Annotated in this window: 15 protein-coding genes; 14 read left to right on the top strand and 1 reads right to left on the bottom strand. The window is 62.7% G+C overall.

Annotated features, from left to right (window positions below; translation table 11 throughout):
- Positions 1-27: 27 nt before the first annotated feature.
- The 14 genes from pdxB (at position 28) to hisP (ending at position 13,385) form a co-directional block, all read left to right on the top strand.
- A complete protein-coding gene (pdxB, locus tag ACK3SD_RS05310; protein WP_481127013.1) occupies positions 28-1,167 on the top strand; it encodes a 4-phosphoerythronate dehydrogenase PdxB in 1,140 nt (379 codons plus the stop codon).
- 68 nt (positions 1,168-1,235) lie between these two features.
- A complete protein-coding gene (locus ACK3SD_RS05315) occupies positions 1,236-2,246 on the top strand; it encodes an aspartate-semialdehyde dehydrogenase (RefSeq protein WP_481127014.1) in 1,011 nt (336 codons plus the stop codon).
- Entirely contained in the window at positions 2,246-3,094 is an 849-nt protein-coding gene (truA, locus tag ACK3SD_RS05320; protein ID WP_481127015.1) for a tRNA pseudouridine(38-40) synthase TruA, read from the top strand. Before ACK3SD_RS05315 ends, truA begins: the two co-directional genes overlap by 1 nt.
- A gap of 79 nt (positions 3,095-3,173) precedes the next feature.
- A complete protein-coding gene (locus tag ACK3SD_RS05325; RefSeq protein WP_137762567.1) occupies positions 3,174-3,842 on the top strand; it encodes a DedA family protein in 669 nt (222 codons plus the stop codon).
- Between the two features lie 251 nt (positions 3,843-4,093).
- Complete coding sequence (accD, locus tag ACK3SD_RS05330) at positions 4,094-5,011, top strand: acetyl-CoA carboxylase, carboxyltransferase subunit beta (protein WP_481127016.1); 918 nt, start codon at positions 4,094-4,096, stop codon at positions 5,009-5,011.
- Positions 5,012-5,178: 167 nt separating this feature from the next.
- The gene (gene folC, locus ACK3SD_RS05335) at positions 5,179-6,459 is read left to right on the top strand and encodes a bifunctional tetrahydrofolate synthase/dihydrofolate synthase (RefSeq protein ID WP_481127017.1); all 1,281 of its coding nucleotides are present in this window, start codon (positions 5,179-5,181) and stop codon (positions 6,457-6,459) included.
- The gene (gene dedD / locus ACK3SD_RS05340) at positions 6,449-7,159 is read left to right on the top strand and encodes a cell division protein DedD (RefSeq protein WP_481127018.1); all 711 of its coding nucleotides are present in this window, start codon (positions 6,449-6,451) and stop codon (positions 7,157-7,159) included. Before folC ends, dedD begins: the two co-directional genes overlap by 11 nt.
- Before the next feature lie 217 nt (positions 7,160-7,376).
- Positions 7,377-7,868: a colicin V production protein gene (cvpA, locus tag ACK3SD_RS05345; RefSeq protein WP_137762571.1), complete on the top strand. Its 492-nt coding sequence runs from the start codon at positions 7,377-7,379 to the stop codon at positions 7,866-7,868.
- A gap of 30 nt (positions 7,869-7,898) precedes the next feature.
- Positions 7,899-9,416, top strand: a complete 1,518-nt coding sequence (purF, locus tag ACK3SD_RS05350; protein WP_481127019.1) for an amidophosphoribosyltransferase — start codon at positions 7,899-7,901, stop codon at positions 9,414-9,416.
- Between the two features lie 106 nt (positions 9,417-9,522).
- Complete coding sequence (locus ACK3SD_RS05355) at positions 9,523-10,095, top strand: UbiX family flavin prenyltransferase (RefSeq protein WP_137762573.1); 573 nt, start codon at positions 9,523-9,525, stop codon at positions 10,093-10,095.
- Between the two features lie 268 nt (positions 10,096-10,363).
- The gene (argT, locus tag ACK3SD_RS05360; RefSeq protein WP_481127020.1) at positions 10,364-11,143 is read left to right on the top strand and encodes a lysine/arginine/ornithine ABC transporter substrate-binding protein ArgT; all 780 of its coding nucleotides are present in this window, start codon (positions 10,364-10,366) and stop codon (positions 11,141-11,143) included.
- Positions 11,144-11,196: 53 nt separating this feature from the next.
- Positions 11,197-11,883, top strand: a complete 687-nt coding sequence (locus tag ACK3SD_RS05365) for a histidine ABC transporter permease HisQ (RefSeq protein WP_137762575.1) — start codon at positions 11,197-11,199, stop codon at positions 11,881-11,883.
- Positions 11,880-12,596 (top strand): ABC transporter permease, encoded by a 717-nt coding sequence (locus ACK3SD_RS05370; protein ID WP_137762576.1) that lies wholly within the window; start codon positions 11,880-11,882, stop codon positions 12,594-12,596. Before ACK3SD_RS05365 ends, ACK3SD_RS05370 begins: the two co-directional genes overlap by 4 nt.
- Before the next feature lie 15 nt (positions 12,597-12,611).
- Entirely contained in the window at positions 12,612-13,385 is a 774-nt protein-coding gene (gene hisP, locus ACK3SD_RS05375) for a histidine ABC transporter ATP-binding protein HisP (protein ID WP_481127021.1), read from the top strand.
- Here hisP and pepT read toward each other — a convergent pair.
- Positions 13,378-14,610 carry a peptidase T gene (gene pepT / locus ACK3SD_RS05380; RefSeq protein WP_481127022.1) on the bottom strand — a complete coding sequence of 411 codons (1,233 nt, stop codon included), beginning with the start codon at positions 14,608-14,610 and terminating at the stop codon, positions 13,378-13,380. The genes hisP and pepT overlap by 8 nt on opposite strands.
- Positions 14,611-14,695: the final 85 nt, after the last annotated feature.

A 14,695-nucleotide genomic window follows, 5' to 3' on the forward strand; every position in this document is an offset into this window, starting at 1 on the left:
TTTATGCGCAAGCTGCCGGAGAGTGACGTGAAGATCCTGGTTGATGAAAATATGCCCTATGCCCAGACGCTGTTTAGCCGACTGGGGGACGTCCAGGCGGTGCCTGGCCGCCCCATCCCACGGGAGGCGCTGGCCGATGCCGACGCGCTGATGGTGCGATCCGTCACCAAGGTCAATGCCGATCTGCTGGCTGGTACGCCGGTCAACTTCGTCGGCACCGCCACCGCGGGCACCGACCACGTGGATGACGCGTGGCTCGCCGGTCAGGGCATCGGCTTCTCCGCCGCACCGGGCTGCAACGCCATCGCAGTGGTGGAGTATGTCTTCTCGGCGCTGCTGATTCTGGCGCAGCGGGACGGCTGGCAGTTGCGCGACAAAACCGTCGGCATCGTCGGCGTCGGCAATGTCGGCTCGCGCTTGCAGGCGCGGCTGGAGGCGCTGGGGGTGAAGACCCTGCTGTGCGATCCGCCCCGCGCCGAGCGCGGCGACACCGGGCCATTCTGGCCGCTGGAGAAGCTGGTGGCCGAGGCCGATATCCTCACCTTCCACACCCCGCTCTACAAAAGTGGGCCGCACCGCACCCAGCACATGGTGGACGCCGAGCTGCTGGCGGCGCTGCCAGCCGGCCGCGTGCTGGTCAACGCCTGCCGGGGCGAGGTGGTGGACAACGCCGCGCTGCTGGCGGCACTGACCGGCGGCAAGGCGCTTAGCACGGTGCTGGACGTCTGGGAGCCGGAGCCGGATCTCTCCCTACCGCTGTTGCGCGCGGTGGATATCGGCACCGCCCACATCGCTGGCTACAGCTTGGAGGGCAAGGCGCGCGGCACCACCCAGGTGTTTGAGGCCTACAGCCGTTTCCTCGGCCGCCCGCAGGAAGTGCCGTTGGCAAGCCTGCTGCCCGCGCCGGACTTTGGCGCGCTGACGCTCAATGGCGATCTCAGCCGCACCCTCGATGAGGGTGTCCTGCTGCGCCTGATGCACCTGGTGTATGATGTGCGGCGTGATGACGCCCCGCTGCGCCGCGTGGCCGGCCAGCTGGGCGAGTTCGACAAATTGCGTAAATTTTATCAGGAGCGGCGCGAATGGTCGTCGCTCTGCATCCACTGTGACGACGAGGCTACGGCCACGCTGCTGACGCGGCTGGGCTTCACTGCCCAGCTGAAGTAGCGCGTCACCCCTCTGTGTATCGGGCGGCCTGACCGCCCTTTGTTTTTGTTTTTTCTGGAGAAACCACGATGTCTGACGGCTGGAATATTGCCCTATTGGGGGCCACAGGCGCGGTAGGCGGCGCACTGCTGGAGTTACTGCAAGAGCGCCAGTTCCCGGTGGGCGACCTCTTTCCGCTGGCCAGCGACCGCAGCGCCGGCGAGACCCTCCGTTTTAACGGTAAATCGGTCATGGTGCAGGACGCCGCGCAGTTTGACTGGTCGCAGGCGCAACTGGCCTTCTTTGTGGCTGGCAGCGAGGCGAGCGCCCGCTATGTGGACGAGGCAGCCAATGCGGGCTGTCTGGTGATTGACAGCAGTGGCCTGTTCGCCATGGAGCCAGACGTGCCGCTGGTGGTGCCGGGCGTTAACCCGCACGTGCTGGCTGACTACCGCAACCGTAACGTGGTGGCGCTGGCCGACAGCCTCACCAGCCAGCTGCTGACCGCCATCAAGCCGCTGACCGAGCAGGCTGGCCTGTCGCGTTTGCACGTCACCAGCCTGATCCCCGCCTCCTCGCACGGCAAGGTGGCGGTGGACGATCTCGCCAGCCAAAGCGCCCGCCTGCTGAACGGGATGCCGGTGGAGGAGAGCCTGTTCGCGAAGCAGCTGGCCTTCAACATGCTGCCACTGCTGGCCGATCAGGAGGGCAGCGTCCGTGAGGAGCGCCGTCTGGTTGATCAGGTGCGCAAGGTGTTGCAGGACGAGGGCCTGCCGGTGTCGGTGAACTGCATCCAGTCGCCGGTGTTCTACGGCGTGGCGCAGGCGGTGAACCTGGAAGCGCTGCGGCCGATGGCGGCCGACGAGGCGCTGGAGGCGTTCCGCCATGTGGAGGAGATCGCCCTGAGCGACGAGCAGGCGTTCCCGACGCAGGTGACGGATGCTTCCGGTAACGACGCGCTGAGCATCGGCTGCGTGCGCAATGACTACGGTATCCCGGAGATCCTGCAATTCTGGTCGGTGGCCGACAACATCCGCTTCGGCGGCGCGCTGATGGCGGTGCAGACCGCCGAGAAGCTGGTGCAGGAGTACATGTACTGATGTCAGAGGCCGTAACCCTGCCGCCGGAGGCGACGGCAGGCCAGTTCAAGCTGGCGCTGGGAATCGAGTATGACGGCAGCCGCTACTATGGCTGGCAGCGGCAGCAGGAGGTAGCCAGCGTACAGGGCTGTCTGGAGGCGGCGCTCAGCAAGGTGGCGGCGCACCCGGTCAGCGTCTTCTGCGCCGGGCGCACCGACGCCGGGGTGCACGCCACCGGCCAGGTGGTGCATTTCACCACCGATGCGGTGCGCAAGGATGCCGCCTGGACGATGGGCGTCAATACCCATCTGCCGCGCGACATCGCGGTGCGCTGGGTCACGGCGGTGGAGGAGGATTTCCACGCCCGCTTCAGCGCCACCGCCCGCCGCTACCGCTATGTGATCTACAACCACCGCTACCGGCCAGCGATCCTGCAACAGGGGGTGACCCACTACCACCAGCCGCTGGATGCCGAACGGATGCAGCGCGCGGCGCAGTGCCTGCTGGGCGAGAACGACTTTACCTCGTTCCGCGCCGTGCAGTGCCAGTCGCGCACCCCGTGGCGCAATGTAAAACATGTAAATGTTACGCGCTTGGGTAATTATATTGTGGTAGATATCAAGGCCAATGCGTTTGTACACCACATGGTTCGTAACATTGTCGGCAGCCTGATGGAGATCGGCTGCGGCAACCAGCCAGAGACGTGGATGGCCCACCTTCTGGCGGTGAAGGACCGCACCCAGGCGGCGGCGACCGCCCGGGCCGAGGGATTGTATCTGGTGGACGTGGACTACCCGGAGCGCTTTGCTTTGCCGCAACCGTCGCTGGGGCCGCTGTTCCTGCCAGATACGCTCATGCCGGTAATTTAACAGGCAGTACAGGGACCCGGTTCGCCGGGTAAACGTGAAAACCTGCGGGGTTGACCTGCATTGACAGAAGATTTCGCCCATGGACTTTATCCGCTTCGTTATTGATTTTATTCTGCACATTGATGTTCACCTGGCAGAACTGGTCGCGCAGTATGGCGTTTGGATTTATGGCATCCTGTTTTTGATCCTGTTTTGCGAGACAGGGCTGGTGGTCACCCCGTTCCTGCCCGGCGATTCGCTGCTGTTTGTGGCGGGCGCGCTGGCGGCACTGCCCTCCAACAGCCTGGACGTGCACCTGATGGCGGGGCTGATGATCTGTGCGGCGGTGTTGGGTGACGCGGTGAACTACACCATTGGCCGGCTGTTTGGCAACCGGCTGTTTAGCAACCCCAACTCGAAAATCTTCCGCCGCAGCTATTTGGACAAGACCCACCGTTTCTATGAGAAGCATGGCGGCAAGACGATTATCCTGGCGCGTTTCGTGCCGATCGTGCGGACTTTTGCGCCGTTCGTCGCGGGCATGGGGCACATGTCCTACCGCCACTTTGCCGCCTACAACGTGATTGGCGCGCTGCTGTGGGTACTGCTGTTCACCTACGCCGGTTACCTGTTCGGTGACCTGCCGGTGGTGCAGGAGAACCTGAAGCTCTTGATTGTCGCCATAATCCTTGTTTCAATTCTGCCGGGCGTGATTGAAGTGTGGCGCCATCGCCGCGCTGCCGCCCGCGCGCGGACGCAGAAACCCTGATACCGGGTCGCGCTGTCACACAATGATTAAGTTTTTACGACATTAACCTAACGGTTCGACCAGTTTTTTATCCACAGCGTCGAACCGTTATGGTTTAATGAGCGACATTTATGGTCTGTCCGTCGTGACACACCCAAGTCAGTGCCTCAGCAACGCGCCCGGCGCGGTTCTCAGGCATTTTTTTATGGGGTGGCCCCGGCGGGCAAGAACAGTGGACTGGCGTTTGCCGGGTTCAAACAGAAAGGTCATCAATGAGCTGGATTGAACGAATTCTAAATAAGAGCACTATCACCCAAACCCGGAAGGCCAACATTCCTGAGGGCGTCTGGACCAAATGCGACAGCTGTGGCCAGGTACTCTACCGGGCGGAGCTGGAGCGCAACCTGATGGTTTGCCCGAAGTGCGATCACCACATGCCGATTGCAGCGCGTATGCGCCTGCACACCTTCCTGGATGAGGGGAGCGATGTGGAGCTGGGCAGCGAGCTTGAGCCAAAGGATGTGCTGAAGTTTAAGGATTCCAAGAAGTATAAAGATCGCCTGAGCGCGGCCCAGAAAGAGACCGACGAGAAAGACGCGTTGATCGTCATGAAAGGGACGCTGCACGGTATGCCGGTGGTGGTGGCCTCCTTTGAGTTCGCCTTCATGGGCGGCTCGATGGCCTCCGTGGTCGGCGCGCGCTTTGTGCGTGCGGTCGAGCAGGCGCTGGAAGACAACTGCCCGCTGGTCTGCTTCTCCTCCAGCGGCGGTGCCCGTATGCAAGAGGCGCTGATGTCGCTGATGCAGATGGCGAAAACCAGTGCTGCGTTGGCGAAGATGCAGGATCGTGGCCTGCCGTACATCTCCGTGCTGACTGACCCGACCATGGGTGGCGTCTCCGCCAGTCTGGCGATGCTGGGTGACCTGAACGTCGCCGAGCCGAAAGCGCGTATCGGCTTCGCTGGCCGCCGCGTAATCGAGCAGACGGTGCGCGAGAAGCTGCCAGCTGACTTCCAGACCAGTGAGTTCCTGATCCAGAAGGGCGCGATCGACATGATCATTCGCCGCCCGGAGATGCGTGACAAACTGGCCGGCATCCTCGCCAAGCTGACCAACCAGCCGGAGCCGAATGTGGTTGTCCATGTGGTGGACGGCGACGACGTGGTGAGCGAGAGCCAACAGGACGTCTGATCGGCCTGATGGCGGCCCGCGAGGGCTGCGGGGCGGCCTGTCCGCCCCGGTAACCGGCCCGGCTGCCGCCCGTCACGCCTGACATGGGGCACCATCTGCGCCGACGTCGTGGGTGGTGCGTTGTCCACATCCGCTGCACGACGCGCAGCGTAAGCCGAACGGGACCGATGCAAACTCTACCCACTCCCCAAGCCACGTCGCCCCTGGCCACGTGGCTTCATTATCTGGAACACCTTCACGCTCAGGCGATTGATCTTGGCCTGACGCGCGTCAGGCAGGTGGCCGAGCGCCTCTCCCTGCTGCAACCCGCCCCCTTTGTTTTCACCGTCGCCGGCACCAACGGCAAGGGCACCACCTGCCGCACCCTCGAGGCGATTCTGCTCGCCGCTGGCCTACGCGTCGGCGTCTACAGTTCGCCGCATTTGGTGCGCTATACCGAGCGGGTGCGCATCCAGGGGCAGGAGCTGCCCGAGGCGGCGCACTGCGCCTCCTTCGCCGCGCTGGAGGCAGGCCGGGGCGACACCACGCTGACCTACTTTGAGTACGGCACCCTCTCGGCGCTCTACCTGTTCCAACAGGCGGCGCTGGATGTGGTGATCCTCGAGGTGGGGCTGGGCGGCCGTCTCGACGCCACCAACATCGTCGACGCCAACGTGGGCGTGATCACCAGCATCGCGCTGGATCACACTGACTGGCTGGGGCCGGATCGCGAGAGCATTGGCCGTGAGAAGGCTGGCATCTTCCGTCCGGGCCGCCCGGCGGTGGTGGGCGAGCCGGACATGCCGCACACCATCGCCGAGGTGGCGGCGGAACTGGGCGCACCGCTCCATGCGCGTGGCGAGGCGTGGCACTTCAGCGCCCAGCCAGAGAACTGGCGCTGGGCGTGCGGTGGCCGGGTACTGGCTGACTTGCCGCTGCCACAGGTGCCGCTGGACAACGCCGCCACCGCGCTGGCCGCGCTGCACTATGCTGCGCCCGCTTTGCAGGTGGGAGAGGAGGCGATCCGCCTTGGCCTGCAACAGGCGATGCTGCCGGGCCGCTTCCAGACCGTCAGCGAGTCGCCGCGCCTGATCCTCGACGTGGCGCACAACCCGCACGCCGCCGGTTATCTGGCGCAGCAGCTAGCGCAACTGCCGAAGGCGCCCGGTGCGACGGTGCGCGCGGTGGTGGGGATGCTGGCGGACAAGGACATTCCCGGCACGCTGGCCTGTCTGGCGCCGCAGGTAGACGCCTGGTACTGCGCGCCGCTGGAGGGGCCGCGTGGGGCTAGCGCCGAGCAATTGGCCGCGCACCTGACGGAACCTCGGCAGTTCGCCGATGTCAAATCAGCCTGGCAACAGGCAATGCAGGATGCTGATGATCATGACATTGTGATTGTCTGCGGGTCATTCCATACCGTGGCGCATGTCATGGAGGCACTAGAGGCGGGAAACAGCCGTGGCGAGTAAGTTCCAGAATCGTTTGGTCGGGACGGTGATATTGGTGGCGCTTGGCGTCATCGTACTGCCGGGCCTGCTGGATGGTAAAAAGAAGCACTATGAAGATGAGTTCGCGGCTATTCCGCTGGTGCCGAAGGCCGGCGACAGCCAGGAGAATGACGCGGTGCCGCCGGCGACCCAGTCACTGCCAGCCCAGCCACCGGAAGGGGCAGGGCCAGCGGTGGACGCCGCCACCCGGCCAAACGCCGAGCTGAACAGCGCCGCTGGCAGTGCGCCAGCCAAAGCGCCGGTGACGGTATCGCCGCCGCCGATGACCGAAAGCAAGCCGCAGGTAGTGGAGAAGCCAAAACCGGTGGAGCCGAAGCCCCAGCCAAAACCGGAGCCGAAACCGCAGCCGAAGCCGGAACCCAAGCCAGAGCCGAAGCCAGAGCCGAAGCCGCAGGCAACGGAGAGTGCGCCAGCCGGGCAGGCTTACATCGTCCAGCTTGGCGCGTTGAAGAACGCCGCCAAGGTGAATGAGATTGTTGCCAGCCTGCGCCTGTCGGGCTACCGCGCCTACACCGTGCCCTCCACGCCGGTGCAGGGGCAGATCACCCGCATCTTTGTCGGGCCGGACGCCTCGAAGCAGAAGTTGCAGTCGGCGCTGCCGGAGCTGAACCAGATCAGCGGGCTGAGCGGCCAGATCCGCGCCTACAGCGCCGGACGCTGATTGGCACCAGCCACAACGGGGCGCCCTTTGGCGCCCCGTTTATCATTTCAGGGGAGGGAATCGCTGACGGCCACGCTATGTTTCTGCCTGGGTTGAGGTTTTTTTAAGCACAATTAATTATTTGCGACAGGGCCAGATTTCCCCTACGCAAACGTTTTCTTTTTCTGTTAGAATTCGCCGCGAATTGGATGCGGGGCGGATCATCATTGGAATTGTCATGGTCTGGATTGATTACGTCATCATTGCAATTATCGGGTTTTCGGCGCTTGTCAGCCTGATCCGGGGGTTTGTCCGTGAAGCGCTCTCACTGGTTAGCTGGGGATGTGCGTTCTTTGTGGCCAGTCACTACTACCCCTACCTTGCCATCTATTTCACCCGTTTTGAAGGCGAACTGGTTCGGAACGGAATCGCAATCGGCATCTTATTTATCGCGACGTTGCTCGTAGGTGCGGTTGTTAACTATGTGATCGGTACGCTGGTGGAGCGCACCGGGCTGTCAGGCACAGACCGGGTGCTGGGCGTGTGTTTCGGCGCGTTGCGCGGTGTCTTGATCGTCGCCGCCATCCTGTTCTTTCTGGACACCTTCACCGGCTTTTCACAGAGTGCTGACTGGAAACAGTCTCAGTTGATTCCGCAGTTCAGCATTATTATCAGGTGGTTTTTCAGCTACCTGCAGAGCACGTCGAGTTTCTTGCCGCAGCATCTCTAACTGCGGCAGCGCTGATGAGGAAAAGACAACATGTGCGGTATTGTCGGGATCGCCGGTTTTATGCCGGTCAACCAGTCGATTTATGACGCGTTAACGGTGCTCCAGCACCGTGGGCAGGATGCCGCAGGCATCATCACCATTGATGCCAACAACGGCTTCCGTCTGCGTAAGGCAAACGGTCTGGTGAAAGATGTGTTCGAAGCACGTCACATGCAACGCTTGCAGGGTAACATGGGCATCGGCCATGTACGCTACCCGACCGCCGGCAGTTCCAGTGCATCAGAAGCGCAGCCTTTTTATGTCAACTCGCCGTTCGGCATCACTCTGGCGCACAATGGTAACCTGACCAACGCCCACGAACTGCGCAGCCAGCTGTTCGAAGGGGCGCGCCGTCACGTGAACACCACCTCTGACTCCGAGATCCTGCTGAACATCTTTGCCAGCGAGCTGGACCGCTTCCAGCACTACCCGCTGGAGGCGGAGAACATCTTTGCGGCCATCACGGCGATGAACAAGCAGATCCGCGGGGCCTACGCCTGCGTGGCGATGATCATCGGCCACGGGCTGGTGGCGTTCCGTGACCCGAACGGCATCCGCCCGCTGGTGATGGGTAAGCGCACCCTGGAAGATGGCCGCATTGAGTATATGGTGGCCTCCGAGAGCGTGGCGCTGGATACGCTGGGCTTTGAGTTCCTGCGCGACGTCGCGCCGGGCGAGGCGGTCTACATTACCGAACGCGGCCAGCTGTTTACCCGCCAGTGCGCGGAGAACCCGAAGTTCCACCCGTGCCTGTTCGAGTATGTCTACTTTGCGCGCCCGGACTCCTTCATCGACAAGATCTCCGTCTACAGCGCCCGCGTGCGCATGGGCGAGAAGCTGGGCCAGAAGATTGCCCGCGAGTGGGAAGATCTGGAGATTGACGTGGTGATCCCGATCCCGGAGACCTCCAACGACATCGCGCTGGAGATCGCCCGCATCCTGAACAAGCCGTACCGTCAGGGCTTCGTGAAGAACCGCTACGTCGGCCGCACTTTCATCATGCCGGGCCAGCAGGCGCGCCGCAAATCCGTGCGCCGCAAGCTGAACGCCAACCGCGCCGAGTTCCGTGACAAGAACGTGCTGCTGGTGGATGACTCCATCGTGCGTGGCACCACCTCCGAGCAGATCGTGGAGATGGCACGTGAGGCGGGCGCCAAGCGGGTTTACCTCGCGTCGGCCGCGCCAGAGATTCGCTTCCCGAATGTCTACGGCATCGACATGCCGAGCGCCAACGAGCTGATCGCCCACGGCCGTGAGGTGAGCGAAATCACCCAGATTATCGGTGCCGATGCGCTGATCTTCCAGGACCTGGATGACCTGATCGACGCGGTGCGTGAAGACAACCCGGACATTGAGCAGTTTGAGTGCTCGGTGTTCAACGGCGTCTACGTCACCAAGGATGTGGATCAGGGCTACCTGGAGCATCTGGAGTCGCTGCGCAACGATGACGCCAAGGCGATGCGTGGCCAGCAGGAAGTGGAAAATCTGGAAATGCATAACGAGGGCTGATTATTCTTGCCGCTTTCGTTACCATAACCTCTCCAGGGCCAGACTTGTCTGGCCCTGTCTTTTTCGGCGCATCCGGTTTGCGGGCGTCCAGTGCAGAGGATTACCTATGAAACGACTCATCATCGGCATCTCGGGCGCCAGCGGCGCCATCTACGGGGTGCGCCTGTTGCAGGTGCTGCGTGAAGTGGACGGCATCGAAACCCATCTGGTGATGAGTAACGCCGCCCGGCAGACGCTGGCGCTGGAGACCGACTACTCGCTGCGCGACGTGCAGGCGCTGGCCGACGTGGTGCATGATGCCCGCGACATCGCCGCCAGCATCTCCTCCGGCTCCTTCAAGACCGCTGGCATGGTAATCCTGCCGTGCTCCATCAAGACGCTCTCCGGCATCGTCAACAGCTTCACGGACAGTCTGGTGACGCGCGCGGCGGACGTGGTGCTGAAAGAGCGCCGCCCGCTGGTGCTGGCGGTGCGCGAGACGCCGCTGCATTTGGGCCATTTGCGCCTGATGACGCAGGCCGCCGAACTGGGCGCGGTGATCATGCCGCCGGTGCCAGCCTTCTACCACCGACCTCAAACGGTGCAGGAGATTATCGACCAGACGGTAAACCGCGTACTGGATCAATTTGATATTGAATTGCCTGACGATCTGTTCGAGCGCTGGCAGGGCGCGCGCTAGGCACCTTGCCCCACCAACGATCATTTTTCTCATCTGCACCAGTATGGCGCACGCGCCGCACCCCGCTGGTGCATCTTTTCCCGGCAGTTATCTATACTCTCAACACGGCATACCGTTCCTCCTGTGGATTGGCGTTATGGCGTGATCTCTGGCCGCCTTTTTGCGAGCCGTGAAGGTTATTCATCACCCCCGCATAATCGGCATGAAACCTGCATGAAAAAGCGGGTGAGTGCCGGGTCAGGCACCGACTATCATTTGAGGGTAATGTATGAAGAAATTGGTCAAAGTCCTTCCTCTGGTTCTGGCATTTGCGACCGCCGGCAGCTTCGCCGCGGTGCCGAAAGATCTGCGTATCGGCACGGACCCCACCTATGCACCCTTTGAGTCCAAAAATGCCAATGGCCAGCTGGTCGGCTTCGATATTGATTTAGCCAAGGAGCTGTGCAAGCGCATCGAGGCGAAGTGCACCTTCGTGGAGAGTGATTTCGACGCGCTGATCCCCTCGCTGAAAGCGAAGAAAATTGATGCCATCATCTCGTCGCTCTCCATCACTGAGAAGCGCCAGAAAGAGATCGCCTTCACGGAAAAACTCTACGCCGCCAACGCCCGTCTGATCGCCAAGAAAGGTTCGCCCATCCTGCCGACGCTGGAAGCCCTGCGTGGCAAGCGCGTGGGCGTGCTGCAAGGCTCGACCCAGGAGGCTTACGCCAACGCCATGTGGCAGCCGAAGGGCATCGACGTGGTGGCCTACCAGAATCAGGACTTGATCTACGCTGACCTGGACTCCGGCCGCATCGACGCCGCCTTCCAGGATGAAGTTGCGGGCAGCGAAGGCTTCCTGAAGCAGCCGGTAGGCAAGGATTACGCTTTTGCAGGCGAATCGGTGAAGGATGACACCTTCTTTGGCGTCGGCACCGGCATGGGGCTGCGCAAGGCGGATACGGATCTGAAAGCCGCGCTCGACAAGGCGTTCGCCGAGATGCGTCAGGACGGCACCTACGACAAGTTTGCCAAGCAATACTTTGATTTCGACGTGTACGGCGGCTAATGGCCGCAGCCTTTCCGCAGGGGCGTCCGCCCCTGCCTAACTGAGATACCGCCATGTTTGACGGCTATTCCCAATTGATTCTCCAGGGTGCCTGGGTGACGCTGGAGCTGGCGCTCTCATCGGTGCTGCTGTCAGTGGTGATCGGGCTGGTGGGGGCGGGCGGCAAGCTCTCCCAAAGCCGCGTGCTGCGCGCCCTGTTCAACGGCTATACCACCCTGATCCGTGGCGTGCCGGATCTGGTGCTGATGCTGCTGATCTTCTACGGCCTGCAAATTGCCCTTAACAGCCTGACCGAGTTGCTGGGCGTCGGCCAGATTGACATTGACCCGCTGGCGGCGGGCATCATTACCCTCGGCTTCATCTACGGGGCCTACTTCACCGAGACTTTCCGCGGTGCCTATATGGCGGTGCCACGCGGCCAGATTGAGGCAGCGACCGCCTTTGGCTTCAGCGGCGCGCAGACCTTCCGCCGCATCCTGTTCCCGGCCATGATGCGTTTCGCGCTGCCGGGCATCGGCAACAACTGGCAGGTGATCCTGAAGGCCACCGCGCTGGTGTCACTGCTGGGGCTGAACGACGTGGTGAAGGCCACGCAACTGGCTGGCAAGGGCACCTACCAGCCCTTCTTCTTCGCGATGGTGGCGGGCGCGGTCTATCTGATTTTCACCACGCTCTCCAATGGCGTGCTGCTGTGGCTGACGCGGCGCTACTCGCTGGGCGTGAAGAGGGCTGAGCTATGATGGAGATCCTGCAACAGTATGGCATGGCCCTGCTGTGGAGCGACGGCTACCGCTTTACCGGGCTGGCGATCACCCTATGGCTGCTGGTCTCCTCGGTAGTGATGGGCGGGCTGCTGGCGATCCCGATGGCGGTGGGGCGGGTTTCGCCGCTGCGCTGGGTGCGGCTGCCGATCTGGTTCTACACCTACGTGTTCCGTGGCACGCCGCTCTATGTGCAGCTGCTGGTCTTTTACTCCGGCATGTACAGTCTGGAGATTGTGCGCGGCAGTGACTTCCTCAACGCCTTTTTCCGCAGCGGCCTGAACTGCACCGTGCTGGCGCTGACGCTCAATACCTGCGCCTACACCACCGAGATCTTTGCCGGGGCGATCCGCGCGGTGCCGCATGGCGAGATTGAGGCGGCGAATGCCTACGGCTTCTCGCGCTTCAAACTCTACCGCTGCATCATCCTGCCGTCGGCACTGCGCAGCGCGCTGCCCGCCTACAGCAACGAGGTGATCTTGATGCTGCACTCCACCGCGCTGGCCTTTACCGCCACGGTGCCGGACATCTTGAAGATCGCCCGCGACATTAACGCCGCCACCTACCAGCCGTTCTACGCGTTCGGCATTGCGGCGGTGATCTATTTGCTGATCTCCTTTGTATTGATTGGCCTGTTCCGGCGGGCGGAACGGCGCTGGCTGGCGCACGTCCGGCCGGGCGGCTCACACTGATTTGGAATGTAGACCATGCCTGAAAACAAGTTGGCGGTGACCGAACTGCACAAACGCTACGGCGACCACGAGGTGCTGAAGGGGGTGTCGCTGCACGCCGATGCCGGCGACGTGATCACCATCATTGGCTCCTCCGGCTCCGGCAAGAGCACCTTCCTGCGCTGCATCAACTTCCTCGAAAAGCCGAGTGAAGGCTCGATCAGCGTCAATAACCAGCCGATCCGCATGGTGCGCGACAAAGATGGTCAGCTCAAGGTGTTCGACAAAAAGGAGTTGCAGCTGCTGCGCACCAAACTGACGATGGTGTTCCAGCACTTCAACCTCTGGAGCCACATGACGGTGCTGGAGAACGTGATGGAAGCGCCGATCCAGGTGCTCGGACTGGGCAAGGCGGAGGCGCGCGAGCGGGCGATCCGCTACCTCGACAAGGTGGGCATCGATGAGCGGGCTCGCGCCAAGTACCCAATCAACCTCTCTGGCGGCCAGCAGCAGCGCGTCTCCATCGCCCGTGCGCTGGCGATGGAGCCGGACGTGCTGCTGTTTGACGAGCCTACCTCAGCACTTGACCCGGAGCTGGTGGGCGAGGTGCTGCGCATCATGCAGAAGCTGGCGGAGGAGGGCAAAACCATGGTGGTGGTGACCCACGAGATGGAGTTTGCCCGCCACGTCTCCAGCCAGGTGATCTTCCTGCACCAAGGGCTGATTGAGGAGCAGGGGCCGCCGGAGGCGCTGTTCGGCAACCCCAAAAGCGCCCGGCTGCGCCAGTTCCTCTCCGGCGCGCTTAAATAGCCGCTGCCTGCCGGCAGATGGCCAGCGTCAGTTCATAGGACTTCACAAAGGTGCTGAGGGGCAGGAACTCAAAGCGTGAGTGGAAGTTGTGCGCGCCGGTGAAGTAGTTGGGGGTGAGCAGGCCGCGCGCGGAGAGCGCCGCGCCATCGGTGCCGCCGCGCATCGGGATCACCTTTGGCTCGACGCCGATCTCGGTCATGGCGCTGAAGATCAGGTCAATCGCCCGGCGATCGCCATGGATGGCGTCAGCGATGTTGCGGTAGACGTCGGTGATCTTGAACTCTACCCGGGCGCGTGGGTAGCGGCGGGCGATGATCTCCGCCACCTCGCCGATGCGCTGCTTGCGTGCCAGGAAGCGCTGGCTGTCGAAGTCACGGATTGCCACCGTCAGGGTGGCGACGCTGGCGTTGGCGCTCATCTCCTGGAACCAGGTGTAGCCCTCGCGGCCCTCGGTGTGCTCCGGCGTCTCCTGACGGTCAAAGTGGCTGATGTAGTCGTGGGCCATCAGCAGCGGGTTGACCAGCACGCCCTTGGCAGACATCGGGTGCGCCGGGATGCCGGTGAAGCGCAGCTCCACGCCAGCGGCGTTGAAGTTCTCATACACCACTTCGCCCTGCTCGCAGCAGTCGATGGTGTAGGCAAAATCGACCTCAAAGCGCGCCAGATCGAGCGCCTTGGCGCCGCGCAGGCCGATCTCCTCGTCGGGCACGAAGGCCACCACGATGTCGCCGTGCGGCGTCTCCGGCGTCAGGTTGGCCAGCAGCGTCATCACCACCGCCATCGCCGCCTTGTTGTCGGCACCCAGCACGCTGGTGCCGTCGCTGAAAATAATCGGCTGGCCACGGTAGGCGTCAATCTCCGGATGGTCATTGACCCGTAGCCAGATGTCCCGCTCGGCGTTCAGGCAGAGGTCATCGCCCTCAAAGGTGAGAATCTGCGGGCGGATCACCGGCGACAAACCGACGTCCACTGTGTCGAGGTGGGTAATGAACCCGATGCGCGGCGCGCCCGGCTGGTTGCCCGGCTTCACCGCCGTGACGGTGGCGTGCTCATCCACCCTGACCTGTTGCAGGCCCAACTGGCGCAACTCGTCAGCGACCAGTGCCGCCAGCTGCTGCTGGCCGGGGGTGCTCGGCAGGGTAGTGGCCGCGGCGTCACTCTGGCTGGGGATAGCCAGATAGCGGAAGAAACGGTCGGTAAGCTGGTCGGCAATCGCGTTGTGCATGGGGGTTCCCTGTGAAGTGTCGGTCAGTGGTGGGGCGGTGAACAGCGGCCGCCCTGCGAGAGTCTACACTGACCGCGCCCAACGG

This window comes from Chimaeribacter sp. YP20170169 (assembly GCF_056739715.1).